We start from the raw sequence: 23,468 nt of genomic DNA, 5'->3' as shown, positions 1-23,468 counted from the left end.
GTGCCACGCACGGGCACCGACGTCACCTGTCAGCCGCCGCGCGCGGCTCCGGGCCGTCCGTGTGCCCGCGTGGCCCACGACGTTCACAGACTTGAGGGGAAGATTTCGTGCGCCACAAAACAGAGCGCCCGGCGAGGAGTTGGGGGAGGATGGCGTTGGCCGGCCCGAGCGTGCTCGGCCGCGGCCTGCTGCCCATCGCCCTGGTCGCCGGCCTCGTCTCCGCGGCCCCCGCCGCCGCCGAGGGCCCGGCCCTGCCGACCCTGACCGAGCGCGAGCAGGTCCTCCAGCACTGGAAGGCGGGCGGCGCGGCCGTCAAGTCCTCCGCCGGGGCCGCCTTGGCCGGCAGCGACGCGCAGGTCCGCGCGTACCTCGAGAGCGGCCAGAAGGTCGCCGAGGACCTCGACCTGCGCGAGGCCGCGCTCAAGCTCGTCACCGACGCGGGCCCCGGTCTGAGCGAGGCCGCGGCGAAGGCCCTGGCCGGCACGTCGCAGGACGTGGCCGCGTTCATGAAGGACGGCTGGAAGCAGCCGCTCGCCGACGACCAGCGCGTCCTGGCGACCCAGGCCATCGACGCCGGCGGCCCCGGCGTCCACGAGGCCGGCAACGTCGCGATGCGCGGCTCGATCGACGACATCCGGGCCTTCCTCCAGGAGGGCCAGTACAAGCAGCGCGACGACGACGCCCGCGTCCGCGTCACGCAGATCGAGTCCGCCGGCGGTCCCGCCACCAAGCGCGCCGCGGCCAACGCCCTGAAGTCCGGCATCGAGGAGGTGCGCGACTTCCTCACCTTCGGCCAGCACATCGCGCGCGCCCAGGACCAGGAACACGCGACGATCGCCGACCTGGCCAAGCAGACCGGGGACGCCGGCGCCGCGGCCGAGAAGGCCAAGCAGAGCGCCGTGGCGGAGGCCGAGAAGGCCAAGAACGCCGCTCACCTGGCCAAGCTGGAGACCGCGAAGGCCGCGCAGGAGACCGAACTCGCCAAGGGCGACGCCATCAAGGCCGCGGACGCCGCCCGGCGGGCCGCCGCGTCCGCCCGGCGCGCCGCCGCCGCGGCCCAGACGGCCATCGCCGCGGCCCGCGCCGCGAACGCCGCCGCCCAGGCCGCCGCGATCGCCGCCCACAACGCCTCCAACGCGGCCCTGTTCGCCTCCCGGGCCGCGACCGCGGCATGGGACGTGGCCGCGCACGGCAAGGCCAACGCGAAGGTCGCGAGGGACGCCGACGACGCCGCCGCGAAGGCGGAGCAGATCGCCGACCTCGCCGATGCGACGGCCAGGACCCTGGAGCAGGCCGACGAGGCCATGCTGGCCGCGAAGAAGGCCACCGAGGACATGTTCGCCAGCGCCGATCACGCGGTGGACTCCGGGGAGTGGGCCAAGGAGTCCGGCCTGAGCGACGAAGAGGCCCAGGCCGCCGCCGCGTCCGCCCGCCGTCACGCCGCGGAGGCCAAGCGTGCTTCCGCCGCCGCCCAGGGGCACGCCGCCGACGCGGTGCTCGCCGCCCGTCAGGCGCGCGACGCCGCCCGCTCCGCCGCCCGGCACGCCCGCAACGCGGCCGAGGCCGCCCGCCGGGCAGCCGAGCACGCCGGCGACGCCCAGGCCGCCGCCAACGCGGCCAAGGTCAACGCCGAGCAGGCCCTCGCCTCCGCCGACCTCGCCGCGGACCTGCTCAAGAAGGCCGAGTCCGTCCACGACGCGGCGCGCAAGACCGAGGCCGAGGAAGTCGCCGCGCGGACCATCTCCGCCGTCAACCAGGCCCGGGACGCGAAGGAGGCCGCCGGCCTCCTCAAGACCGAGGTGCTCCGGCTGGAGAAGGAGGCGGTCAAGCTCGACGCCGACTTCACCGCGCTCGCCCAGCAGGCCGCCCAGCCGGGCGCCGACGCGAAGCAGATCGCGGTGACCGGCCGCAAGATGGCCCTGACCGCCCTGCAGTCCCGTGGCTCGTGGGGCCTCACGGCGGCCGAGGCCGCTCTCACCGGCGACGACAGCATCGTCGTGGAGTACGCCCGGACCGGTTGGAAGAAGGCCCGGGAGCAGGACGAGCGCGAGGACGTCAACCGGCTCTCCCTGGAATCGCCCTACGAAGACGTCCGCGCCGCGGCGGCGACCGCCCTCAAGGGCACCGCCGGTCAGGTCCACGACTTCCTCACCCTCGGCCAGTACAAGGCCGCCGCCCCCGACCAGCGCATCGAGGTCACCCGCATCGGCGACGCGGCCGTCGGCGGGCCCGCCGACGGCGACGGCATCAGGGAAGCCGTCAAGGCGGCGCTCGCCGATCCCGACCCCCGGGCCCTCAGCGACTTCCTGACCACCAAGCAGCACCAGGCGCGCATCGAGGACTACCGCGTCGAGGCGACCCGCCTGTCCGACGGCGGCGGCCCCGAGGTGAAGGCGGCTGCCGAAGCCGCGCTGGCCAGCCCCGACACGCACCTGACGACCTTCATCGAGTCCGGCCAGTACCGCGCCAAGCGCCGGGACCAGCTGACCGCCACGCACGTGGCCGAAGTCAAGGCGGTCCTCGCCAAGTCCAGCGGCATCGTCGCGCAGGCCTACCAGGACGCCTACGAGGCCGCCGAGGCCGCGGCCGACGCCCAGGGCTACGCCGACCAGGCCGACGCCCACGCCCTGACCGCGGCCGGCTACGCCAACCAGGCCGCCGGGTACGCGGCCCAGGCCAGGCAGTCGGCCGACAACGCCGACAAATCCGCCAACGCGGCCGTCGCATCCGCCGCCACCGCACGCAAGGCCGAGAACGAGGCCGCCTACAGCGCGCGCAAGGCCGACGACTCCGCCGCATCCGCCCACGCGAGCTACATCGCCGCCATCGGATACGCGGAAAGCGCCTACAAGGCGGCCGAAGTCGCCAAGACCGCGGCTCTCGACGCCGGCATGAGCGCCGAAGCCGCCGTGGGCAAGTACCGCACCACCCTCGACCGCTACCGGGTCGACGAGTTCCTCCAGTCCGTCCAGGAAGCGCTCCGCTTCAGCGCGAACGACACCGTCGACGACCCGTTCGACCGCCTCCCCTCGTGGCTGAGGACCATCTACGCCATCCAGGGCATCCGGTCGGTCGAAGACATGTGGTTCTACATCGACTCCCGGCACGCCGCGATCGACGTCATCGGAACGATCCCCGGTTTCGAACTCGCGGACGGGGCCAACTGCGCCATGTACGCGCTCGAAGGAGCCATCGACCACTTCTGGGACACGGGCCGCGACGGGTTCTTCGAGGACGCCGCGCTCTCCTGCGCCTCGATGATCCCGTTCGCCGGCTGGGGCGCGACCCCGGCGAAGTGGGCGAAGTACGCGGACAAGTTCGGCCCCAAGGCCAAGGAAGCGTACGAAGAGCTCGGCAAGGTGTGGAAGAAGGTCGGCTGCAAGGTCGGCGGGAACAGCTTCCCGGCCGGCACGCGCGTGCTGATGGGTGACGGGTCGGCCAAGCCCATCGAGCAGGTCCGCGTCGGCGACATGGTCCACGCGGCCGACCCCGTCACCGACATCGCCGGACCGCACCGGGTCGACGCCACCATCTACACGCCGGACGACCGGGACTTCACCACCATCACCCTCGACGGCGCGGACGGCGGCGGCACCGTCACCGCCACCGGCAACCACCCCTTCTGGTCGGAGACGACCCGTACGTGGACCGATGCCGCCGCGCTCAAGGCCGGCGAGCAGCTCCGCATTTCGGATGACACCACGGCCCGCATCGCCGGAGTGCGCCACTGGAAGACCCTCCAGGGGGCCTACAACCTCACGGTCAATTCCCTCCACACGTACAATGTCCTGGCCGGATCCGTCCCGGTGCTGGTGCACAACGCCAGCAAGCCCCGCGACATGCCGAACTATGTCAAGAAGGCGGCCCGGGAGGTGTTGGCGGGCATCCGCCCCCAGCGCTTGAAGAAGGATGGCACCCTCGATTTCTACAACGGAAATGAGCTCAACGGGGACGCGAAGAAATTCTGGGGGACGACTTCCGAGGAAGACCGGAAGAAGCTTCCTCAGAGTGAGTGGGTGACCACGAGGATCTACGACGTCAGGCCAGGTGACGACGGGTACCGCCTCATCGTCCGCTCCAAGCCCGGCCAACCGGACAAGTGGGCGTGGGTCCCGCCTGACAAGTACGGACTCCACAACTACGGGAGCCTCCAGAAGTTCGAACCCGGATGCCTCTGAGAATCAAGGAACCCATGGACGCGCATGCCTTGTCGGCCGCCCTCGCATCCTCTGGCATTTCCCTCGTGGGAATCGAGGAAACGGTGAGGACCTGCCCTCCGGAAGTCGCCGGCCTGGCGACCTCGTGCGGGCCGGAGGACGGCCGGGTGGATGAAGTCGTCCACTACGACGGTCCCGCCCAGTTCCGGGAAGTCAACGATGCATGGATGCGCCTGGCAACGCGGTTCGGATTGTTCGGGAAGGACAGGGAATTCCTTCTCTGCGTGCGGGCCGACGACGCATCGGACTCGGTCTGGGCCCGGGTCCGGCTCGGCGATGACTGGAACATCGCCGGACGCGTCCCGAACGCCATCCGGGGTCCCTGGACCGGCGGGCTGCTCACCATGTCCCTGTCGGGCAGTGTCGTCATCCTCGGCACGACCTACGAGGAGTACATGTCGGTGCTGGCCCTGCCCGCCCCGCACCGGGCCCCGGTCGTCCGCCGGTACGCCCGGTACGTGATCGAGCAGGGCGACTTGTCCGAGCCGGAGCGCGAGAACCTCACGGCCTGGCTCGACCGGGACTGACGGCAGCGCTTCCCGCGCGGTCGCGAACTGAACAGCACCACGCGCGCATGCCCGCCGAAGACGTCTTCGGCGGGCATGCGCGCGTGCGCGGTGCGGGCGGCCTTACGGGGTTCGACCTACGTCCTGAGCAGCCGGTTGAAGAACGACCGGTAGTGCTGGAGGGCCAGCCGCAGGTCCTCGGTCGCCACCTGCTCGCCCCGGTCCCACTGGCCTTCCAGCCCCTGCTTGTGCTCGGAGAACGTGCCTGCCAGGGTCTGCATGACCTCGGCCACCAGCGTGTCCGCCGACCGGACCGCTTCCTGCGGGTCGTCGACGAACCGGCCCTGGATCTCGGTCCACGCCCTGCGGTACTCCTCCGCCTCGCGGGCGCCGAGAAGCGTCTCGTCCTCGTCCTCACCTGCGGGCGCCACGGCCGCCTGATCCGTCCCCGTGCGTTCGTACTCCGTGCCCTCGGTCCCCGTGCCCGCGTACTCCGTGCCCGCGGCCTGCGTGCCCTCGGTCTCCTCGTCCGCGTCGCGGGTCTCCGCGTCCCGTTCCGCACGGGTCCCGTCGTCCGGGCCGGCGGGCGCATCGGGACCGGAGGTCGCCTCACCCGGATAGGCCGGTGCCCGGCCCGATGACCCGGGTTCGTCCGCGGCACCCGAATGTGCGAGGTCCTCCGTCGTCAGACGGCCGTCGGGCCCGGTGGCCCGCGCCTCGTCGTCACCGTGGATCTGCATGGTCACCCGCTCCTCTCGTCGGTGAGGAGTTCCTCGAACAGGGCCCGGTAGTGAACCATCGCCCCGCGGAGCTCTTCCGTCGTCGCCTGCCCGTTTCCGCTGCGTTCCTTCACGTCGTGGGCCGCCCGGTAGTGCTGGAGCGTGCGCCCGTGCTCCACCGAGAGGTCACGCACCGCGCCGTCGTACTCCCCGGTGGGATATCCGCGCTCCTCCATCAACCGCGACACCAGCGAGTCGGCCTCGGACACAGAGTGTTCGGGCCGGTCCACGAACCGCTCCTGGACCCCGCTCCACTCCTCCGTGTACTGCCGTCGGCGCTCGGGCGGGAGTTCCCTGAGGTCTAGCTCGTCGTGGCGCTGCTCGCGGGCCCGCAGGTCGCGCTCGGCGGCCATCCTGCCGCCCTCTTCCTCGACCGCGCGCTCGTACTCCGGTCCGAACCGGTCGCGCAGGTGTCGTCGTCGCGCCAGCATGCCCAGCACCACGGTGAGCGCGATCACCACGATGACGGCAACGACGATGACGGCGATCAGCGTGCTCGTTGACATGTGCGGCCTCCGTCCTGGGGCCTCTGCGTACGTTTCGTGTGTCTTCAGGCGGCTGCCCACCCTGCCGTTCGTCAAACCGGGTGGGTTCGCGGCGGTGGATTCCCGGACCCGGGAGTCCTACGGTGGTGGGCAACAGCCGGAGAAGCCATGCGCGACACCCCGCTCCAACTCCTGCGGTCCCCCTTCCTGCGGCTACGCAGTGCGATCCGGCGTGCGCGGGCCGGAAGCCGGTGGGCGTCCGTGCGGGACCTGGAGCTGTGGCCGCGCTCCCTGGGGTTCGCCGCGCTCGGCTTCCTGACCCTCGTACCGCTGCTGATCGTCGTGTCCGCGGCGGACACCCGCAGCGGGCAGGGGTTCGCGCAGTGGCTGGGCGACGGGCTCGGCGTGTCGGCGGCCGCCCGGGCGGAGATCGCACAGCTCTTCGCCCTGCCCGGCCAGGCGTGGCGGACCACGACGGCCTTCGGTCTCGCCCTGCTCGCCGTCTTCGGGCTGTCCTTCGGCACCGTGGTGCAGAGCGGCTACGAGAAGGTCTGGGACCTGCCTCCGGCCCGGTGGTGGGCCCGATGGCGTCACGTGCTGTGGCTGGGCGTGCTGGTCGGTGCCCTCTACCTCTCGGCGATCACCCCGCCGTGGCGCGCGTCCCCGGCCCGCGGCTTCGTCACGTTGGTGATCGGAACCCTCTTCTTCTGGTGGTCCCAGCGGCTGCTGCTCGGCGGCCGGGTCTCCTGGAGCGCCCTCCTCCCGGGGGCGGTGGCCACCATGACCGGGCTGTTCGGGCTGCGGGTCTTCTCCCGGCTCGTCTTCTCGCCCCTGATCGCGTCCAATGCCGTCACCTACGGCCCGTTCGGAACCGTCCTCGTCGTCCAGACCTGGCTCGTCGCCGTCGGCGTCGTCGTGTTCGGGGGCGCGCTGGTGGGCCGGCTGCTCCACGACGCCCTGCGGCGCGGCCGGATCTTCCACCCCCCGGACCGGTGAGCGCTCCGATATCGGGTAGGCGCAGCACATGATCGCTTCAGAGAACCTCGCCATCACCGGTACCTCATCGCTGTTCCTGATCATCGTCGGCGTGCTCGTGGCCGCACTGCTGATCGGGTCGTTCTGGTACGGATCCCGACGCCTCGCGCGGCGCGCCGACCCCGGGGTGCGGCCTGCCGAACAGCCCCCTCGGGCCCGGGCCCGCGAGGAGTCCTGGCAGTCCCCCGAGGACGACCCCGACCGGCGGCGCCCCGGGTCGTGACCCGAGACGAGGAGCCTGATCATGGCTGACCTGGACGCGTTCACCGACGTGCTCGACTATCCGGTGTACGTCGTGACGGCGATGGCCGGGGGCGAGCGGGCGGGCTGCCTGGTGGGCTTCGCCTCCCAGTGCTCCATCGAGCCGCCGCGCTTCATGGTGTGGCTCTCCAAGGCCAACCGCACGTACCGCGTCGCCCTGCGCGCCTCTGACCTGGCCGTGCACGCGCTGCGGGCCGACCAGAAGCAGACGGCGGCCCTCTTCGGCAGCCGGACCGGCGACGACACCGACAAGTTCGCGGACATCGCCTGGCGGCCGCCGGTGCACGGGACCGCACCGGTCCTGGAGGACGCGTACGCGTGGTTCCTGGGCCGGATCGAAGCCCGCGTCGACGGCGGGGACCACGTCGGCTTCCTGCTCTCCCCCACCGACCAGAGCCCGCCGGGAGCCGCCGGGCCCGCTCTGCTCCTGTTCAGCCAGGTCCAGGACCTCTCGCCGGGCCACCCGGCCTGATCCGGCCTGATCGGCGATGCACCCGGCTTGAACCGGCCCGTGCCCCCGGGCCGCACGCGCCGGGGGCACACCGTCGTGTGGGCGGCCGGGACCTACCTCGCGGCGGCCGGCATGACGTGGCCGAGCAGGCCCTCCTTCACGTAAGGACCTTCGCAGCCGGGGTCGTTGGAGACGAAGTGGTCGAACGGTGAGGGGATGTGGCACCGGTGGAGGGGCACCGAGCCCGGTACCGCCCTGGTGTACACGTATCCGACCGCGCCGAGGGGCTGTTGGCCCTCGCACCCCGGGTCGGTGGTCAGCAGCGAGTGGTTCGCCACCTTGCACTCGTAGAGCCGGACCGTGCCGGGCGCGGGGTCCCGCAACACCTTCCAGACCCCCTCGTGGGTGAAACCGGCGGGCAGGGAACGCGAGGAGGCCAGGTGCCCGGCGTGCGGGCGGTAGCCGCGGACCAGCGGCGTGTACGGGGTGGTGTGGCCGTGGGCCCGCTCCCAGGTGCGCAGGTAGCCGTCGGCGCCCTGCATGAGCTCGTCCACCACGTCCTGGCCGCCGGTGACGCGGATGTCCTCGATCCAGTCGGGCAGGAGGCCGTAGTGGGTGCCGCCGCCGTCGGTGTTGACGTCCCACACGCGCGAGCCGGTGACCTGCCGGTCGAGGAGCGAGCCGCCGTCGGGGCTGCGGAAGGGGTAGCGGACGGGGTTTCCGGCCGCGGCCCGGGGGCCGGGGAGCCAGGCGAAGCCGTTCATGTCGGTGCCGATCCCGTACCCGGCGCCGTACTTGGCGCGCAGGGCGGCGTGCCTGCGCGCCTCGGCGGCGAACGCGGGGGCCTCGTACATGTGGCCGGTGATGAAGCCGCCCAGGCGGTAGACGCGTTCGGTCCAGTTGTCGTCCATCCAGCCGTGGGTGGACAGCACGCCGGAGTACCGCTCGGCTTCAAACACGCGCAGCGCCTGGCTGGCCGCCTTGACGCTCATGTGGTCGATCTCCAGCATCATGCTGCGCTTCATCATGCCGAGCACCGCGTACTCGCCCAGGGCGGTCAGGCCGCGGCGGTTGCACTGCGCCGCCTGCAAGGAGGCGTCGTACCGCGGCAGTTCGACGCCGTCCGGCAGCGCGCCCCGGATCCGGGCCACCGCCTCCGCCTCCGCCTCGTCTGACGCCTCTGACGCCGGCGCCGCGCCTGACGCTTCCACCGCCTCCGCCCCGCCCCCGGCCGGTCCGGCGGCGAGGCCGAAGCCGATCGGGTTGTCGTGCTCGGGGCCGGGGCACGGCTCCGTGCTCCAGAAGGTGCCCGTCGACAGGAACTGGCCGACGTTGATGGCCATGCCCTGGGTGCCGGAGTCGAAGCGGACGCCGCACAGGGCGTTGTCGAACTTGTGGCACAGGAACATGCTCCGTACGCCCAGCCGGTGCAGTTCGTCCAGGCCGCGGTCGATGTCGGCCATCGTGCAACGGGCGCCGTCGAGCACCTGCTTGCAGCCGAACGGTTCGGAGGTCTCCACCCCGAGGACGACGGCGAGCTTGCCCTCCTGGATCACCTTGCGCGCCTGGGCGGGTTCGGTGACGACCCGGAACCAGCCCTTGCCGGCGCCGCCGTACATGGCGTCGACGTAGTCCTGGAGTTCGTACGTCTTCTGGATCTGGAGCCGGATCGCGGTCATCTCGTCGCAGCCGCGGTCCTTGAAGAAGTACAGCGAGCAGATGACGCCGTTGGTGACCATGTCGTTCACCAGGATCCGCTGGCCGCCCCGCCAGGCCCGCTCCACCCAGGCGTAGTACGTCTGCTGGTGGGTGGCGGAGTCGTGGGCCGGCCAGTCGCGGAACGTCGGCCAGCCGGTCGGGTCGTGCCGGCCGTCACCGCCCTTGGTGATCATGTCGAAGAGGGCGAGGACACCGTTCGGGTAGTGCTCGGGGCAGTCCTTGAGTGCGTCTGCCGCACCTGCGGGCGAGAAGACCTTCCCGCAGACCAGCCGCCCCCCGAAGCCCTGGTCGGACATCAAGTGGACGTGCCCGTCGACGTATCCGCGGACGCGCCCTTGGGCATCGGTCCCGGTGAACGGCTCCCCGGTGACGTTGACCTGCGAGTCCGGCGCAGGACGCGCCGCGGGCTCCCACCACTGCGGTCCCGCCGACGCGCCGGCGGCCGCGGGGCCGAGCACCAGGGCGGCCATCGCGAGGACCAGGCCGATCAAGAGGTGCCGGCTTCGTCCCAAGGCTCTTCGTCGGTTCATCCCCATCCCTTTCACGAAGCGTTCACGGCGATTCGCAGAGCGTTCCCTCATGGGCGCCGGGCGTCGCACTGGGGCGTCCGAAGGCCGACCTTACGAGCGGCCCGCGACGCCGTCATTCACTCCGGCGGCCATTGCGTTGACTCTCCGGACCCGCCCCGGAGCGGGCCATCAACACCCGTCCGGCGGCGCGGTGTTGACGGCGCTGACGCGTCCGCATTGACTGGCCGCCGTGTCCACCATCGAGCCGCCCTCCGTGACCACGTGCCACGCCCTCGCCGTCCTGAACGCCACGGTGGAGGGCACCGACGGGCTCCTCGCGGGCGACCGCGTCCAGCCCTCCGGCCTGCACATCCTGGGCCACCTCGTCCTCACCTGCGCCAGCCTCGCGGACGCCGCGCGAGCCGCCGAGCGCTACCACCCGCTGATGAGCCGTACGGGCACGGTGAGCCTGGACCGCCGCACCGGCGTCAGCCGGATCTCCTACCGGCCGACCGTCGATCCGGCGGCGACCCACCCCCGGCAGGCGGAGGTGATCGTCAGCACCATGGTGCGGGCGGGCCGCTGGATCGCGGGGGACGAATGGGCGCCCCTGGCCGTGTCGTTCGCCCACTCCCGTGCGGGCTCGGCGGAACCGTACGCCCGCATCCTCGGCTGTCCCGTCACCTTCGACGCCCCGGAGAACGCGATCCTGGTCTCCAACGAGGACCTCGACAGGCGACGCGCCCTGTACGACCCGGAGCTGGGCGCCCTGCACCGGGCCTACGCCGACCGGCTCATGCACCGGCTGTCCGACACCGCGACCGTCGCCGAGCGGGTACGGCAGTGGCTGGAGCACACCGCGCTGGAGGAGGCGGGCGCCGAGGGCCCCGCCAGGGAACTCAACCTCAGCGTGCGCACCCTGCGCAGAGCGCTGCACGCCGAGGGCACGTCGTGGCGGGCACTCCTCGACACCGCCCGCCACAGCCGGGCGAGGCGACTGCTGGAGACCACGCCCCTGCCGCTGGACCGGATCGCCCCCCTCGTCGGCCTGAGCGGCGCGACGGCCCTGGTCCGCGCCTTCACCCGCTGGGAGGGCATGCCGCCGGGGGCGTACCGCACGATCTCCCGCGCAGGCCCATAGAAGGGTCAAATCGCCTTTGCAGGGACATGGATGGGATACCGGACAGCGATCTGGACGTTGCGCCGGGCGGCTTGGAATGATCTCGGAATTCCCCCTTCCGCCTGAGCAAAGGTCAGAGCATGACGCCGCCGTCCCCCCGTCCCTCCGTCCGGCACGCCGGCTGGGTCGCCGCCCTCGCCGCGGCCGTCCTGGCCCTGCCGGTACTCGCCGCTCCCGCACGGGCGGCGACCCCCGGCGACCCCGCCACCGCCTCCGCCTTCGACCTCAAGTCGGGCCCGGACCTGAGCGCCCAGGTCGCCGGCCTGAAGGCCGCGCTGCCCACGCAGGGCGTCCAGGAGCTGCTCGACCAGGGCAACCGGACGGCCAAGACCGGCGCCTCGTGCACCGCGGACCCGTTCGGTACCGGCGACAACGGGGCCGTGCTCCGCCCGGCGCGGAAGCTCTGCTGGGACGCGGGCGACGCCGACACCCAGGAATGGATACCCCAGGGGCTCACCGGTGTCTCGGACGCCCAGGCCGACGAGCTCTGGGGCACCCGCAAGCCCCTGGTCGCGGCCTGGTACGACAAGGCGAGCAGCGCGCTGTGCGCCACGGATCCCGACACCTGCCTCGACAAGGGCGTACGGCTGTCGTTCCTGGACCCCGAGACCGAGATGCCGGGCAACCCCGAAGGGCGCCGTTACCGGCACGTCCTGCTGGTCGAGCCGTACTACAACTCGTACGGCAACGCCTCGTACAAGGCGGTCGACATCCACGCCGGCGGCCTGGCCTGGTACAAGTACTACCTTTACGTCGCGGACACGATGAACGGCCTGCGGGTCTTCGACATGCGCTCGATCCTGGACCTCAACAAGGACCAGGACGCCTCGGTGGACGACACCACCCTCGACGGCCTGAAGAGCAACGTCCGGGACGCGACCAAGATCGGCCGGCAGAGCGGCGTCTACTACAGCCACACCTACCGGTACGTCATGCCCCAGGTCGCCTCGTACAAGTTCGTCGCCGCCCAGGGCAACTCCCCGACCGCGGTGACCTGCGTGGCCACCGGCGCGCCCAAGGCGTCCTACATCTCGGTCGACCGCAGCGACACCGCGGCCCCCGCACTGGTCATGGGCGAGTACTGCAACTCCGACGACGCCCACCTGGAGAAGGGCCGGGTCGGCGCCCTTCCCATCGACGACGCCACCGGGCTGCTCAAGGCCGTGAACGGTACGGTCCGCGCCACCGACGCGTACTACCTGCCGCGCGACCTCACCCAGGGCGCGGCGCGCTACAACGGCGTCTACTACTTCAACCGCAGCTGGGAGGAGAACAGCGGCAGCCTCCGGCGGGCCACCGTCACCGGCGGCCGCCTGGTGGACCAGGGGGCCAACATCACCAACGCCGTCGGCCCCGAGGACCTGTACCTCGAACACGGCCAGGGCGTCCAGGGCGGGGGCACCCAGTACCTCTGGTCCCTGACCGAGCACCGCATGGACACCACGAAGGCGGCCTGCACCGACGCCGGCTCCCCGTGCGGCCGGGTCGTCTACGCCCACCGCCTCGCCGACGTCCTGGCCCGCCCTTAGGCCGTGTCCCGCGGCGTCACCGGGCCGGCGGGAGGCGGCGGGCCGGGGCGGTGTTCGATCAGGCGCAGGCGCGCGGCGCCGGTCTTGAAGAGCGGCTGTTTGGAGGCCGGGTCCCAGTCGGTGGGCGTGAGTTCGTTGGCCGCCCGCCGGTGGCCGTCCGCGGTGCCGGTGTCCCAGTAGCCGTAGTGGAAGGGGAGGAACAGCACTCCTTCCCGGATGCCGGTGATGCGCGCGCGGGCCCGGACGGCGCCCCGCCGGGTGGAGACCTCGGCGAGGTCGCCCTCCCGGACACCGGCGGCGGAGGCGTCGGCCTCCGACACTTCGATCCACATGTCGGGGGCCGCCGCCTGCAGTTCGGGCACGCGCCCGGTACGGGTGCGGGTGTGGAAGTGGAAGAGGGTGCGGCCGGTGGTCAGCCACAGCGGGTAGTCGGCGTCGGGCTGTTCCGGCGGCGGGACGTACGGGGCGGTGCGCAGGACGGCCTTGCCGTCGGGGTTCAGCGCCCGGTACGCGGCCTCGTCCAGCGGGGTGCCGGTGAGCAGGTCGCGGCCGTAGCTCTCGCAGTCGGAGGGCCTGCTGCGGAAGTCGCCGCGGGTGTAGAGGCGTTCGGTGCCCCGGGGGTGTTCCACGGTGCACGGCCATTGGATCCCGCCGTGCTCGCGCAGGAGGGCGTAGGTCAGCCCGCTGTAGTCGCACGGACGTCCCCGGCTGCACTCCTTCCACGCTTCGAAGACCTCTTCGGGTTCGCGCCAGGGGACGAGTGGTCGGCCCGCGGTGTCGCGCAGGTCCATCCGGCGTGCGAAGTCCAGGAAGACGTCGAGGTCGGGCCGGGCCTCGCCGGGTGGGTCGACCGCTTTGAGGGAGAGGTGGACGGTGCGGTCGGCGTTGGTGAAGGTGCCGGTCTTCTCCCCCCAGCCGGCGGCGGGCAGGACGACGTCGGCGAGGGCGGTCGTCTCGGTGGGGAAGAGGTCCTGGACCACGAGGAAGAGCCGGTCCTGTCCGAGCACGGCGCGGATGCGTTCCAGTTCGGGCAGCGAGACGGCGGGGTTGGTGCCGGAGACCCACAGCATGCGCAGGGAGCCCTCTTCGGCGAGGCGGATCATCTCCATGAGGTGGGTGGGCGGGCCGTCGTGCGGGATGCGGTCGGGCGTGACGCGCCAGATCTTCGCGAGTTCCTCGATGTGACGGGCGTTGGCCCAGTTGCGGAAGCCCGGGAGGTCGCCGTCGGCCCCGCACTCGCGGGTGTTCTGCGCGGTGGGCTGTCCGTTCATCTGCAGGACGCCGCAGCCGGGCTTCCCGAGCATGCCGCGGATCAGGTGCAGGTTGTTGACCTGGACGGCGGCGGCGGTGGCCTGGTGGGACTGGTAGAAGCCCTGGAGGACCGTGGACAGCAGCCGGCCGGCCTGGCCCAGCAGCCGGGCCGCGGAACGGATCTGCTCGGCCGGTATCCCGGTGGCCTCGGCGGCGGCCTCGGCGGGGAACGCGGCGACCTGTCGTTCGAGCCGGTCGAAGCCGGTGACATGGGCCTCGATGTAGTCGGGGTCGGTCCAGCCCTGCGCGATCACCTCGTGCAGGAGGCCGTTCATCAGGGCGAGGTTGGTGCCCGGCCTGGGCTGGAGGTGGATCGTGGCGGCCTCGGACACCGGGCCCGGCCGCGGGTCCACGCACAGCAGGACGGGCGGGTCGGGCCCGGCGACGCGGTCCAGGACCCGGCTCCACAGCACGCCCTGGGTCTCCGCCATGTTGTGCCCGAAGAGGGCGATGGTGTCGGCGTGGTCGATGTCGCTGTACGAGCCGGGCTGGCCGTCGCAGCCGAAGGACTCCTTCAGGGCCTCGGCGGCCGTGGCCGTGCACAGCCGGGTGTTCCCGTCGAGGTGCTTGGTGCCCAGGCCGGCGCGGGCGATGAGCGCCAGGGCGTAGTACTCCTCCAGGAAGAGCTGGCCGCTGGTGTAGAAGCCGATCGAGGCGGGGCCGGGACCGTCGAGGAGCGCGCGGGCACGGTCGGTGATCCGTGCCATCGCGGTGTCCCAGCCCGCCTCCCGCAGGACGCCGTCCTCGCGGAGCAGCGGCCGGGTCAGGCGGTCCGGCGAGGCGATGGCCTGCCAGCCGTAGAGGTCCTTGACGTCGAGGCGGCCGCGGTTGACCCGGTCCTCGGCCACCCCGCGGACTCCGACGAGGCGCCCGTCCCGGACGGCCAGCTCCATCGCATCGCCGTTCGAGTGGAGGTTCGAGGCCGTGGGGAACCACTGGTCGACCTCCGCGGCGGCCAGCCCGCCGGCCAGGAACGAGTCGACCCGCTCCGGCCACTGCTCCCCCGCCCCGTACGGTGTACGTCTCCCCCAGGGCTCGGCGATCCGCCCCGGAGGGCGGGACGGCCGGCCGCGAGGATGCGTCCGACCAAGGGACCAAGTTCGATCACTGGAACGATCCGACATACCCGGCGCCTGCCCCGCCCGCGCCCGGCCACTCCCCGGGCGGCGGCCCTTCCGCTCCGCGGTCAGTGCGCCGACGGGCCGAGCGGCGCCGTCTGAAGGGCCGCTCCGCGCTTCCCGCGGCCGGTGGTGCCGCCCGCGGCGAGGGGTGCCGTGTCCATTCCCTCCGCTGCCCGCAGTCCGGACAGGAACTCCTCGAAGGCCGCCACGGACGTGCGACGGGCTTCCCACCCGAGTTCCTCCCGCGCCCGGGTGCAGTCCATCAGCGGCAGGCGCAGGACCGCGTCGAAGAGGTCGGGAGAGGCGGGCACGAGGCGCAGCCGCCACGCCGCGGCGAGGGCCGCGCGCAGAGGACCGGCGGGCATCGGCAGGCGCCGCGCGTCGAAGATCCCGGCCAGGACGGCGGCGTCCATCACCGGGTCGGCCGCCAGGTTGAAGGGGCCGCGCACCGGGCGGATGACGGCCGCCCGGTAGGCGGCTGCCGCGTCGTCGGTGTGCAGCGCCTGGAAGCGCAGTCCCGGCAGGTCGGGCACGGCGGGGACGAGCCCCGGCCGTACGAGGCGCCCGGGCAGCAGCCGTCCGGCGAAGATCCGGCGCTGCTCGGAGGCGGACTCCCGTTTGAAGAGGAAGGCGGGGCGCATCCGGACCACGCGGATGCCGGGGTGAACCTGTTCGTAGGCGTCGAGAACCCGTTCGAGATAGGCCTTCTCGCGGGTGTACGCGGCCTGCGGCCAACCGTGGGTCGGCCAGGACTCGTCGACCGTACGGTCCTTGGGGCCGGGCGAGTAGGCGCCGACCGAGGAGGCGTGGACGAGGGCGGGTACGCGTGCGGCTGCCACGGCGTCGAAGACGCGGATGCTGCCGAGGACGTTGGTGCGCCAGGTCTCGGCCGGACGGTGGGTGGGCTGGAACTTCCAGGCGAGGTGGACCACGGCATCCGCACCGGCGAAGAGCGGTACGAGGTCCGCGCCGCCCGGCTCTATGTCGACCGCCTGCCACTCGGTCTTCGGCGGCCGCCAGCCGGGCACCCGCCGGGCCAGGCCGACCACGGAGGCCACGGCCGGATCGTCGGCCAGGGCCTGCACCACACTGGTGCCGACGTTGCCGGTCGCGCCGACGACCACGACGCGTACGGCGCGGGGTGCCCGCTCGGTCGCTGGATGCCGTGTCATCTCGCGTCTCCTTTTCCCCTCAGTGCCGGTGCGGCTCCCCTCAGTGCCGGTGCGGCGGTGGCCGAGGTTGCTCCGGCCACATCTGGCGGATCCCCGCGATCGTGGCCTTCATGCACGGCGTCCCTGCGCCGGGCCGGGCCGGAGGGGGCGAAACCGCACGGAATCGAGGTCTCCGGGCTCGGGCGGCCGGGTTCACGCGGCCGGGTCAGCCGGCCGGGATCTCGGAGAACGGGCTGTCTCCCAGGCGGGCCAGAAGGTCTGCCGGATCCCGGTAGACGGCGGCGGCTCCCGCGTCCTCCAGGTCGCCGCGGGGAATGCCCCCGCACAGCAGGCCGACCCCGACCACGTCGGCCCGTACCGCGGCCTTCATGTCCCACACGGTGTCCCCGACGAACACGGCACGCTCGGGTGGCGCCTGGGCCATGCCGAGGGCGTGGTGCAGCGGGTCGGGAGCGGGCTTGCCCCGCTCGACGTCGTCGGACGTGGCGGTGTCGGTGATGGCGTCGTCGGCGTCGACGGCCCGGCGCAGCGCGTCCAGCTCCCTGTCCTGGGCGGACGTGACGAGCAGGACCTTCCACCCGGCCCGCGCCAGCGTACGCAGCAGGTCGGCGGCCGCGTCCAGGGCCGGGAGCCGGTCGAAGTAGGTCGCGTACAGGGTGTCGTGGGCGGCGCTCATCCGGTCGTCGCCGCCGCGGTCGCGGTCGTCTCCGAGGAGGTGGTCGAGGAGGTCTTCGCCCGGCAGGCCGACCGCCCGGTGGATGGCGTGCATGGGCACCGCGTGGCCGCCCTGGCGCAGCGCCTCCCACCAGGCGGTGACGTGGAGGTGATTGGTGTCGGTCAGGGTGCCGTCGACGTCGAAGAGAGCAGCGCGGTTCATGACGGTGACTTCCTCACGGGTTCCGGGACGCGGAAGCGGTGTGGCCTCGGGCCGGCGGCGCAGCGGCCCGCCACCTGCGCGGCGCCTGCCCGTCCCACCGCGTTTCAATCCCCGACCCGGTGGGCGGGGCGGGGCACGTGGCCGCGCCCCGGTCCTACGGCAGCGGTCTGCGCAAAGCACTGCTTCCCCGGCCCCACGCGCGGCGGATGTGGTCGGCGAGCCGGTCTTCCAGCAGAACCGTCGAGGCGCAGCCGAAGGCGATGTCGGCCTCCAGGGCGGGCTCCTCGGAGAGGAGTCCGCCGATGACCTCGTGGCGCACCACCTGTTCGTGGACCGCGTCGGCCTCCACGTGCTCGGCGTAGAAGTGCTCGGCGGCGCGTCCCGCCCCACAGCGTCGCATGGCGTTGGCCAGGCGCCTGGACCCGGGCGACGAGGTGACCTCGACGCATGCGAAGTGGCCGACGAGCGCGCCGCGCAGAGCGCGGTGGAGCCCGAGGAGGGACATCAGGTTCACGGTCGCGAGCAGGGGCGCGGGCGCGTGGTCCAGGTATCGGCCGTAAGAGGGGTCGAGGCCGAGGTCGGCCATGAGGTCGGCGAAGAGCTGCGCGTGGATCCGGTCGGCGCGGCCGGCGCCGAACTCGTCGTACTCGATGGCGACCATGGCGGCTTTGGCCCGTCCGGTGAGCCGCGGGATGACCCAGGCGTGCGGGTCGGCCTCCTTGAGGTGGTAGAGGGAGCGCAGGGCCGCGTACTCCCGCAACTGCCAGAGTTCCCCCTCCGTTTCGAGGTGGTGGCTCAGGCTGCCGGAGAGGTCGACGGGTTCGACGAGGAGCGGGGCGAAGGCGTCCTCGACCGTCCGCGGCGCATCGGACAGCTCTGTGCGCAGGGCGTCCAGGAAGCGGGCTTCCATCGCCTGGCGCAGCCGCAGCAGGTCCGGGTCCCACTCGCGCGCGTCGTCCACGTCGCCGAAACCGCGGTAGTGCAGCTCGTAGAGGAGGTAGAGGGCGAGCTGGAGGTCTTCACCCCATACGTCGGCCTCCAGCACGGCCCCGGGAGCGCACCGCGGCAGGCCGCCGGACCGCAAGGCGTCCGTCACGGCGCGGGACAACTCGCCCCGCCCCTCGGCCAGGTGGGGGCTCCGGCCTGCAACGGCGGTCGGTGCAACGGCGGCCGGGTCCGGGCTGGGAGGACGCATCACCGGTTCCTGTCTTCAGACGGCGGGGAGGTTCGAGCCCGGGGGCGGTGGCTGGTGTCGCACCAGGGGTACGTACGACTGCGACGGCAGGTACAGACGGCGACCACGAAGCGGTCGGAGCGGGCGATCGTCCCGTCGCCCAGGACGATTTCGACCGGGCCCTCGATGAGGACGGGCCCCTGCGGGTCCACGGACACCCGGCGGGCGGGCGTCACCCCGGATGCCGGGCACGGTGTGTCGTCAAAGGTTCTGGGCACGGATGACCACCAGCTCTTCCCACTCCTCGGCCTCGCTCACCAGGCCTTGCCGCTCCAGCCAGATCCGTCGCGAGCGCAGGACCGGGCCCCAGGGAACGGACGCCTTCGCTGTGACCTGCGCGGACAGCCCTTCCCCGGCCAGCCGGTCCACGGTCTCCTCGGTCCCGCACAGGCCGGAGTGCACCATCAGCAGAGCGCCGCCGGGACGCAGCAGAGCGGAAGCGGCTGCGCAGATCCGGTCGATCACCAGGCGTCCGTCCGGGCCGGCGTCCCAAGCGCGCTGCGGCCCCCGCGAGGGCGGTTTCACGCCCGGAGCGGGTACGTACGGCGGGTTCGCCACGATCAGGTCGAAGCGCCGGCCGACGGTACGGGCCCTGAAGTCGCCGTGCAGGACGCGCAGGGGAAGCCGGTGGAGCAGGGCGTTCACGCGCGCTGATGCGACGGCCGGCCAGGAGACGTCGACCGCCGTGACCGCGGCACCTCTGTGAGCGGCGTGCAGAGCCAGCGCGCCGGTCCCGGTGCCGATTTCCAGAACGCTGGTGCGGGGGCCCAGCTCCTCGCGGGCAAGCGCCTCGGCGAGCAGGTGGGTGTCCGCCTGCGGGCGGTAGACGGTCGGCAGGGCGACCAGGCCGCCGGGGAGAGTACCCAAGGTCAGGGCCGTACTGGACATCGCGCACCTCCGGGATCGCGGCGCCCGTACAGGCCGCTTCGTGGACGTCACACGGCGGCTGCCCCGAGTCGGCGACCTCATTCAGGATTCCGGCGATCTTCGGAGCATCGAACATGATCCGAGGGTCCGAGAGGGTCCGAGAGGGTCCGAGAGGGCCGAGATGGGAACGCTCGCTTCCGGCGATCCTCTGCGTGCCCGAATCGGCACAGCGGGTGACCGGAGGGAGCGGCAGCGCATCAGGTGGGGTCTCCTGGGCAGCCGCCGGATATGAACCGACTTTCGAACATCGACCGCTCCTACACCGGCCGCTCCTACTGGATGCGGACGGCCTCGTTGCCGTCCTTCGCCCCGCTCTCACGGGCCGCGGAGGCGGATGCGGCGGTGATCGGCGGCGGCATCGTCGGTCTCAGCACAGCGTGGGAACTGGCCCGTGCGGGCCTCCGGGTCATCGTGCTGGAAGCGGACCGGCTCGCGGGAGGCGTCACGGGCCATACGACGGGAAAGCTGACCGCCCTGCACACCGCCGTGTACGACACGCTCCGGTCCGAGCACGGAGAGGACGCCGCCCGCCGGTACGCGACGTCCCAGAGCGCCGCGCTGCGGCACGTCATCGAGGTGGTCGGGGAACTCGGCCTCGACTGCGAGGTGGAGAGGCGCCCGGCCCTCACCTACTGCCAGGAGCCCGAGGGCGTCGAGGCGTTGCGCGCGGAGGCCGAAGCTGCCCGCGCGGCCGGCCTCGACGCTTCGTTCGTCACCGAGACGGGCCTGCCCTTCCCCGTCGCCGGCGCCGTCAGGGTCGAGGACCAGGCTCAGTTCCACCCGCTCAAGTACCTGCGCGGTCTGGCCGACGACATCGTGGCGCTCGGCGGCCTCATCCACGAGGGCACGCGTGTGACCGAACTCGACGGCGGGGAGCCGTGTCGGCTCACCACCGACTCCGGGGTCACCGTCTCCGCCCGGCACGTCGTCGTGGCCACCCATCACCCCGTCTTCGACCGCTCCGTGCTCGCCACGCGGCTCACCCAGCACCGCGACCTGGTGATCGCGGGCTCCCTGCCCGCCCACCGGGACCCGGAGGGCATGTTCATCACCGAGGAGGGGGGCAAGCGATCCGTCCGCACGTCACCACTGGGAGACGGCAGTCGACTCCTGATCGTCACCGGTGAGGCGTTCACCCCCGGCGAGGGAGAGGACACCGAGGCGGGGTACGCCCGCCTCCAGGGCTGGACCGAGCAGCACTTTCCCGACGTCGCGATCACCCACCGGTGGGCGGCACAGGACAACAGCGCCACGGACACGCTGCCCCTGATCGGCGCAATGCCCGGCGGGGGCGGGAGCGTCTACGTCGCCGCCGGCTTCGCCGGCTGGGGCATGACGGGCGGGGTCCTGGCCGGGACGATCATCGCGTCCCTCGTCAAAGGCGGAGACGAGCCGTGGGGCGGTCTGTACAGCCCCGGCCGCTTCGGCTCCGCCCTCCGCTCCGCCCCGGCGCTCCTCAAGGCGCAATGGGACGTCGGGAAGCACTTCGTCAAGGACCGCCTGGACACCCTCGGCGACGGCACCGACGGCCCGGTCCGAAGCCTGCGACCGGGCGAGGGAACCGTGGTCCGGGTGGGCGGCAAACCGTGCGCCGTACACCGCGACGACCGGGGTGGGCTGCACGCCGTGTCCGCCGTCTGCACCCATCTCGGGTGCCTCGTCGCCTTCAACAACGCCGAGCGGACGTGGGAGTGCCCCTGTCACGGCTCCCGCTTCGCCATCGACGGCGAGATCCTCCAGGGACCGGCCCTCCACGCACTGGAACGGCAGGACCCCGAAGAGCTGTGGCCGGCTCCGGCGGGCGCTGAAGAGGACGGACCTGCCGGGACTGAATAGGGACGGACCTGCGGCCGGGGGCGCCGACCTCAGGCTCCATGATGGTGCTCCCGGTCACGATGGTGCTCCCGGCCAGGCGTCGGCTCAGGTGATCGCGCCGGCCACTGCCGTCTGAGCGGGCCGTCCACCCCGCCGGCCGGGCGGGCGGCGCCGTACCGGCCCGAGGGCCGGTACGGCGCGGACGGCCTATCCCGCCGTACCGCTCAAGGCCCGACCGTCCCGTGCCGCCGCCTCCGCGTCATCCGCCTCACCGAGCCATGCGGTACGCAGCCGGTCCCGCGCCGCGGCCAGCGCTGCGTCGATGTCATGCGTCCCGGTCGACACGCACAGCGTGTAGACCACGTCCTCCATCTGTTGCCGCACCGGTCCGTCGGGACCTGCGGCCCGCAGCTCCGACTCCCTCTCGTACTCCTCCACCAGACGCGCCAGCACCGCGGGGTGAGTCATCATCACGATCTCGCTCCTTCACACACGCCGGAGTCACAGGCGGCCTGCTGCCCCCGACGCGTCGCCTGCCCCGGCACGGGCGTCCCATGCACCGCAGGCGACGACGCCGGACCAATCCCCCGCCCCCGCACGGTGTGACCCCGCTCACCACATGGGGGTTACAGCGAAGACAGGGCGAGACCGGCGGGCTTGCAGGCGACCCTGGAGTCCCTCATCGGCGACGTCCGCGGCTGCGACGGACGAGCACGAACCCAATGATCACAGCGCCGGCGAGCAGGAGCGGAGTGCGGTTGCCGCGTGCGGCCGTGGCGGCCCGACCGGCGTTCTCCAGCAGCGGGTCGGGGGTCTTGTCCGCCGCGTACCGGCCGGCGCGGGTCGCGCCGTCCCACACCTGCGCGGCGGCCTGCGCGGTCTTGTCCAGGACCGGGTCCGGAGTCCTGTCCCGTACCAGCTGGGCGGCTCGTCCCGCCTTGTCGCGGATCTGGTCGGCGATCAGAGAGGCCTTCTCGGCTGTTTGTTGCTTCATCACGGCGATCTTCTCCTTGGTTTGGGCGTTGGCCTTGATGTCGGCCTTCGCGGCCAGAACCTCGACCGTCCGGCCGAGTTCGTCACGAGTACGTCCGACGTTCTCGCACAGCTCTGCGGGGCAGGCGTCTCGGAAGCGGGGTGCAGGCGGCGGATCGGGACCGGTCGCTCCTGGGCGGGCCGGTGCCGAAGTGCACTGCGAACCGCACTGCGAGCCGCCATAGCGGAGCCTCCTCGATGAAATGTGCATGCCGTCGTCAATGCGCGCTTACCCCGCCATCGCCTCAACACCCGCCCCACGGGCAGGAGCTCTGCTCGCGCGCCGTCAGAGAATGCAGGCAGGAACTCCTGCCCGGCCATCAGGACAAGAAACAAACAAGAATCGAATGCATGTCCTGGGTGCGGTCGGGCACACGGCGTTTCGGAGGTTGATAATCATGGTTCCCCTGCTTCTCGTTCTTCTGCTGGTCCTTCTCCTCTTCGGCGCGGGTTTCGCGGTGAAGATTCTTTGGTGGGTGGCCATCGCGGTCCTGATCCTGTGGCTGATCGGTTTCGTCGCACGACCCAAGGGCGGTAGCGGCCGCTGGTATCGCTGGTAGCCGTAAGGCGAAGCGCGGTTCCACCGCCTGGCGGTGGCCGGTCATCCCTTCCTGGGGCGACCGGCCACCGCCATTTCATCGTCGGCAGGCACTCGCGAACCCGGAACGGATAAAGGAACACATCGGGGGCATCCGGAGGACAGCCGGGACGGTCGCCGTGACGCAGCAGGGAACCTGCTCACCTCCAATGATCGACGGCCGCCCCGGTCCATGCGCCGATCCGGGTGCGTGAAGTCGTAAAGGCGGGGAAGGCGAAGTTCAGGCGGAACGCAGCAACCGCCGAACACGACGTACGGAACAGGGTGGATCGGTGGACAGTTCGTTCTTCCGCCGTCCCCCGTTGACCGGAGGAGTTGTTTTTCGCGTGACTGAGCATGTGTGGAGTTACCAGCCGACCTCGGGCCACCTGGCCGGTACCGATCTGACCGGTTACAAGGTCGAGGCGACCGACGGCAGCATCGGCAAGGTCGACAAGCACTCCGACGAGGTCGGTGACGCCTACCTGGTCGTCGACACCGGCGTATGGATCTTCGGCAAGGAGGTCCTGCTGCCTGCCGGCACCATCGTCAGGATCGACTCGGAAGAGCAGAAGGTGTTCGTCAACCGCACCAAGGAACAGATCAAGAACGCCCCCGAGTTCCACCGGGACAAGCACCTCGGCGACGCCGGGTACCGGGAGGAGCTGGGCACGTACTACGGCACCGGCGGCCCCTTCGGCGGCCGACCCGCCTGATCCCCTTCCCGCACG

The 23,468-nt window shown here is 72.0% G+C and carries 21 protein-coding genes and 1 pseudogene; 10 read left to right on the top strand and 12 right to left on the bottom strand.

Annotation, left to right across the window (positions count from 1 at the left end):
• The first annotated feature begins 149 nt into the window (after positions 1-149).
• Both OG764_RS33355 and OG764_RS33350 read left to right on the top strand, forming a co-directional pair.
• Positions 150-4,178, top strand: a complete 4,029-nt coding sequence (locus OG764_RS33355) for a polymorphic toxin-type HINT domain-containing protein (protein ID WP_328972054.1) — start codon at positions 150-152, stop codon at positions 4,176-4,178.
• Between the two features lie 206 nt (positions 4,179-4,384).
• Complete coding sequence (locus OG764_RS33350) at positions 4,385-4,744, top strand: hypothetical protein (protein ID WP_328972053.1); 360 nt, start codon at positions 4,385-4,387, stop codon at positions 4,742-4,744.
• A 116-nt stretch (positions 4,745-4,860) separates the two neighbouring features.
• Here the strand turns inward: OG764_RS33350 and OG764_RS33345 are convergent, their stop codons facing one another.
• Together OG764_RS33345 and OG764_RS33340 are read right to left on the bottom strand one after the other, a co-directional pair.
• Entirely contained in the window at positions 4,861-5,463 is a 603-nt protein-coding gene (locus tag OG764_RS33345) for a hypothetical protein (RefSeq protein ID WP_328972052.1), read from the bottom strand.
• A 2-nt stretch (positions 5,464-5,465) separates the two neighbouring features.
• Positions 5,466-6,008 (bottom strand): hypothetical protein, encoded by a 543-nt coding sequence (locus tag OG764_RS33340; RefSeq protein WP_328972051.1) that lies wholly within the window; start codon positions 6,006-6,008, stop codon positions 5,466-5,468.
• Between the two features lie 147 nt (positions 6,009-6,155).
• Here OG764_RS33340 and OG764_RS33335 point away from each other — a divergent pair, with 147 nt between their 5' ends.
• The 3 genes from OG764_RS33335 to OG764_RS33325 are packed head-to-tail and all read left to right on the top strand — an operon-like array spanning position 6,156 to position 7,755.
• Complete coding sequence (locus OG764_RS33335; RefSeq protein ID WP_328972050.1) at positions 6,156-6,983, top strand: ribonuclease BN; 828 nt, start codon at positions 6,156-6,158, stop codon at positions 6,981-6,983.
• A 28-nt stretch (positions 6,984-7,011) separates the two neighbouring features.
• Positions 7,012-7,245, top strand: coding sequence for a DUF6479 family protein (locus OG764_RS33330; protein ID WP_328972049.1), 234 nt, complete (start codon positions 7,012-7,014; stop codon positions 7,243-7,245).
• A gap of 21 nt (positions 7,246-7,266) precedes the next feature.
• The gene (locus OG764_RS33325) at positions 7,267-7,755 is read left to right on the top strand and encodes a flavin reductase family protein (RefSeq protein ID WP_328972048.1); all 489 of its coding nucleotides are present in this window, start codon (positions 7,267-7,269) and stop codon (positions 7,753-7,755) included.
• Between the two features lie 92 nt (positions 7,756-7,847).
• Here the strand turns inward: OG764_RS33325 and OG764_RS33320 are convergent, their stop codons facing one another.
• Positions 7,848-9,983, bottom strand: a complete 2,136-nt coding sequence (locus OG764_RS33320) for a hypothetical protein (RefSeq protein ID WP_328972047.1) — start codon at positions 9,981-9,983, stop codon at positions 7,848-7,850.
• A gap of 229 nt (positions 9,984-10,212) precedes the next feature.
• Between OG764_RS33320 and OG764_RS33315 the strand changes: the two genes are divergently transcribed.
• Both OG764_RS33315 and OG764_RS33310 read left to right on the top strand, forming a co-directional pair.
• Positions 10,213-11,103 (top strand): AraC family transcriptional regulator, encoded by an 891-nt coding sequence (locus OG764_RS33315; RefSeq protein WP_328972046.1) that lies wholly within the window; start codon positions 10,213-10,215, stop codon positions 11,101-11,103.
• Between the two features lie 119 nt (positions 11,104-11,222).
• Positions 11,223-12,671, top strand: coding sequence for a hypothetical protein (locus OG764_RS33310; RefSeq protein WP_328972045.1), 1,449 nt, complete (start codon positions 11,223-11,225; stop codon positions 12,669-12,671).
• Here the strand turns inward: OG764_RS33310 and OG764_RS33305 are convergent.
• The 6 genes from OG764_RS33305 to OG764_RS33280 form a co-directional block, all read right to left on the bottom strand.
• Positions 12,668-14,875: a molybdopterin oxidoreductase family protein gene (locus OG764_RS33305; RefSeq protein WP_328972044.1), complete on the bottom strand. Its 2,208-nt coding sequence runs from the start codon at positions 14,873-14,875 to the stop codon at positions 12,668-12,670. The two genes, OG764_RS33310 and OG764_RS33305, sit on opposite strands and share 4 nt — an antisense overlap.
• A 293-nt stretch (positions 14,876-15,168) precedes the next feature.
• Positions 15,169-16,275, bottom strand: coding sequence for an NAD-dependent epimerase/dehydratase family protein (locus OG764_RS33300; RefSeq protein WP_328972043.1), 1,107 nt, complete (start codon positions 16,273-16,275; stop codon positions 15,169-15,171).
• 205 nt (positions 16,276-16,480) lie between these two features.
• Complete coding sequence (locus OG764_RS33295) at positions 16,481-17,152, bottom strand: HAD family hydrolase (RefSeq protein WP_328972042.1); 672 nt, start codon at positions 17,150-17,152, stop codon at positions 16,481-16,483.
• 154 nt (positions 17,153-17,306) lie between these two features.
• Positions 17,307-18,347, bottom strand: coding sequence for an iron-containing redox enzyme family protein (locus tag OG764_RS33290; RefSeq protein WP_328972041.1), 1,041 nt, complete (start codon positions 18,345-18,347; stop codon positions 17,307-17,309).
• Positions 18,347-18,562, bottom strand: coding sequence for a CDGSH iron-sulfur domain-containing protein (locus OG764_RS33285; RefSeq protein WP_443056259.1), 216 nt, complete (start codon positions 18,560-18,562; stop codon positions 18,347-18,349). Before OG764_RS33285 ends, OG764_RS33290 begins: the two co-directional genes overlap by 1 nt.
• A gap of 25 nt (positions 18,563-18,587) precedes the next feature.
• Positions 18,588-19,274 (bottom strand): HemK2/MTQ2 family protein methyltransferase, encoded by a 687-nt coding sequence (locus tag OG764_RS33280; protein WP_328972039.1) that lies wholly within the window; start codon positions 19,272-19,274, stop codon positions 18,588-18,590.
• 267 nt (positions 19,275-19,541) lie between these two features.
• Between OG764_RS33280 and OG764_RS33275 the strand changes: the two genes are divergently transcribed.
• Complete coding sequence (locus tag OG764_RS33275; RefSeq protein WP_328972038.1) at positions 19,542-21,149, top strand: FAD-dependent oxidoreductase; 1,608 nt, start codon at positions 19,542-19,544, stop codon at positions 21,147-21,149.
• 186 nt (positions 21,150-21,335) lie between these two features.
• Here OG764_RS33275 and OG764_RS33270 read toward each other — a convergent pair whose 3' ends face one another.
• From OG764_RS33270 to OG764_RS33260, 3 genes and pseudogenes are all read right to left on the bottom strand, one after another.
• Positions 21,336-21,599, bottom strand: coding sequence for a DUF5133 domain-containing protein (locus OG764_RS33270; protein ID WP_328973258.1), 264 nt, complete (start codon positions 21,597-21,599; stop codon positions 21,336-21,338).
• A 208-nt stretch (positions 21,600-21,807) separates the two neighbouring features.
• The gene (locus OG764_RS33265; RefSeq protein WP_328973257.1) at positions 21,808-22,122 is read right to left on the bottom strand and encodes a hypothetical protein; all 315 of its coding nucleotides are present in this window, start codon (positions 22,120-22,122) and stop codon (positions 21,808-21,810) included.
• 33 nt (positions 22,123-22,155) lie between these two features.
• Positions 22,156-22,371 (bottom strand): annotated as a pseudogene (locus OG764_RS33260) (DUF3618 domain-containing protein); the annotation flags it as partial.
• Between the two features lie 187 nt (positions 22,372-22,558).
• On the opposite strand from OG764_RS33260, the gene OG764_RS33255 reads away from it, so the two are divergent.
• Positions 22,559-22,720, top strand: coding sequence for a hypothetical protein (locus OG764_RS33255; RefSeq protein WP_037789996.1), 162 nt, complete (start codon positions 22,559-22,561; stop codon positions 22,718-22,720).
• A gap of 364 nt (positions 22,721-23,084) precedes the next feature.
• A complete protein-coding gene (locus tag OG764_RS33250) occupies positions 23,085-23,453 on the top strand; it encodes a PRC-barrel domain-containing protein (protein ID WP_328972037.1) in 369 nt (122 codons plus the stop codon).
• The last annotated feature ends 15 nt before the right edge of the window (positions 23,454-23,468 follow it).

Source organism: Streptomyces sp. NBC_00239 (assembly GCF_036194065.1).
GTDB lineage: Bacteria > Actinomycetota > Actinomycetes > Streptomycetales > Streptomycetaceae > Streptomyces.
Note: the sequence above shows the minus strand (reverse complement) of the source record. Positions and strands in the feature narration are given on the sequence as shown.

Excerpts from the sequence above, each read along its gene's own strand:
- OG764_RS33345 (WP_328972052.1), bottom strand. The coding sequence starts at position 5,463 with ATGCAGATCCACGGTGACGACGAGGCGCGGGCCACCGGGCCCGACGGC.
- OG764_RS33340 (WP_328972051.1), bottom strand. The coding sequence starts at position 6,008 with ATGTCAACGAGCACGCTGATCGCCGTCATCGTCGTTGCCGTCATCGTG.
- OG764_RS33270 (WP_328973258.1), bottom strand. The coding sequence starts at position 21,599 with ATGATGACTCACCCCGCGGTGCTGGCGCGTCTGGTGGAGGAGTACGAG.
- OG764_RS33300 (WP_328972043.1), bottom strand. The coding sequence starts at position 16,275 with ATGACACGGCATCCAGCGACCGAGCGGGCACCCCGCGCCGTACGCGTC.
- OG764_RS33325 (WP_328972048.1), top strand. The coding sequence starts at position 7,267 with ATGGCTGACCTGGACGCGTTCACCGACGTGCTCGACTATCCGGTGTAC.
- OG764_RS33335 (WP_328972050.1), top strand. The coding sequence starts at position 6,156 with ATGCGCGACACCCCGCTCCAACTCCTGCGGTCCCCCTTCCTGCGGCTA.
- OG764_RS33275 (WP_328972038.1), top strand. The coding sequence starts at position 19,542 with ATGAACCGACTTTCGAACATCGACCGCTCCTACACCGGCCGCTCCTAC.
- OG764_RS33265 (WP_328973257.1), bottom strand. The coding sequence starts at position 22,122 with ATGAAGCAACAAACAGCCGAGAAGGCCTCTCTGATCGCCGACCAGATC.
- OG764_RS33290 (WP_328972041.1), bottom strand. The coding sequence starts at position 18,347 with ATGCGTCCTCCCAGCCCGGACCCGGCCGCCGTTGCACCGACCGCCGTT.
- OG764_RS33355 (WP_328972054.1), top strand. The coding sequence starts at position 150 with ATGGCGTTGGCCGGCCCGAGCGTGCTCGGCCGCGGCCTGCTGCCCATC.
- OG764_RS33280 (WP_328972039.1), bottom strand. The coding sequence starts at position 19,274 with ATGTCCAGTACGGCCCTGACCTTGGGTACTCTCCCCGGCGGCCTGGTC.
- OG764_RS33320 (WP_328972047.1), bottom strand. The coding sequence starts at position 9,983 with ATGAACCGACGAAGAGCCTTGGGACGAAGCCGGCACCTCTTGATCGGC.
- OG764_RS33330 (WP_328972049.1), top strand. The coding sequence starts at position 7,012 with ATGATCGCTTCAGAGAACCTCGCCATCACCGGTACCTCATCGCTGTTC.
- OG764_RS33255 (WP_037789996.1), top strand. The coding sequence starts at position 22,559 with ATGGTTCCCCTGCTTCTCGTTCTTCTGCTGGTCCTTCTCCTCTTCGGC.
- OG764_RS33305 (WP_328972044.1), bottom strand. The coding sequence starts at position 14,875 with ATGGAGCTGGCCGTCCGGGACGGGCGCCTCGTCGGAGTCCGCGGGGTG.
- OG764_RS33350 (WP_328972053.1), top strand. The coding sequence starts at position 4,385 with ATGCGCCTGGCAACGCGGTTCGGATTGTTCGGGAAGGACAGGGAATTC.
- OG764_RS33295 (WP_328972042.1), bottom strand. The coding sequence starts at position 17,152 with ATGAACCGCGCTGCTCTCTTCGACGTCGACGGCACCCTGACCGACACC.
- OG764_RS33310 (WP_328972045.1), top strand. The coding sequence starts at position 11,223 with ATGACGCCGCCGTCCCCCCGTCCCTCCGTCCGGCACGCCGGCTGGGTC.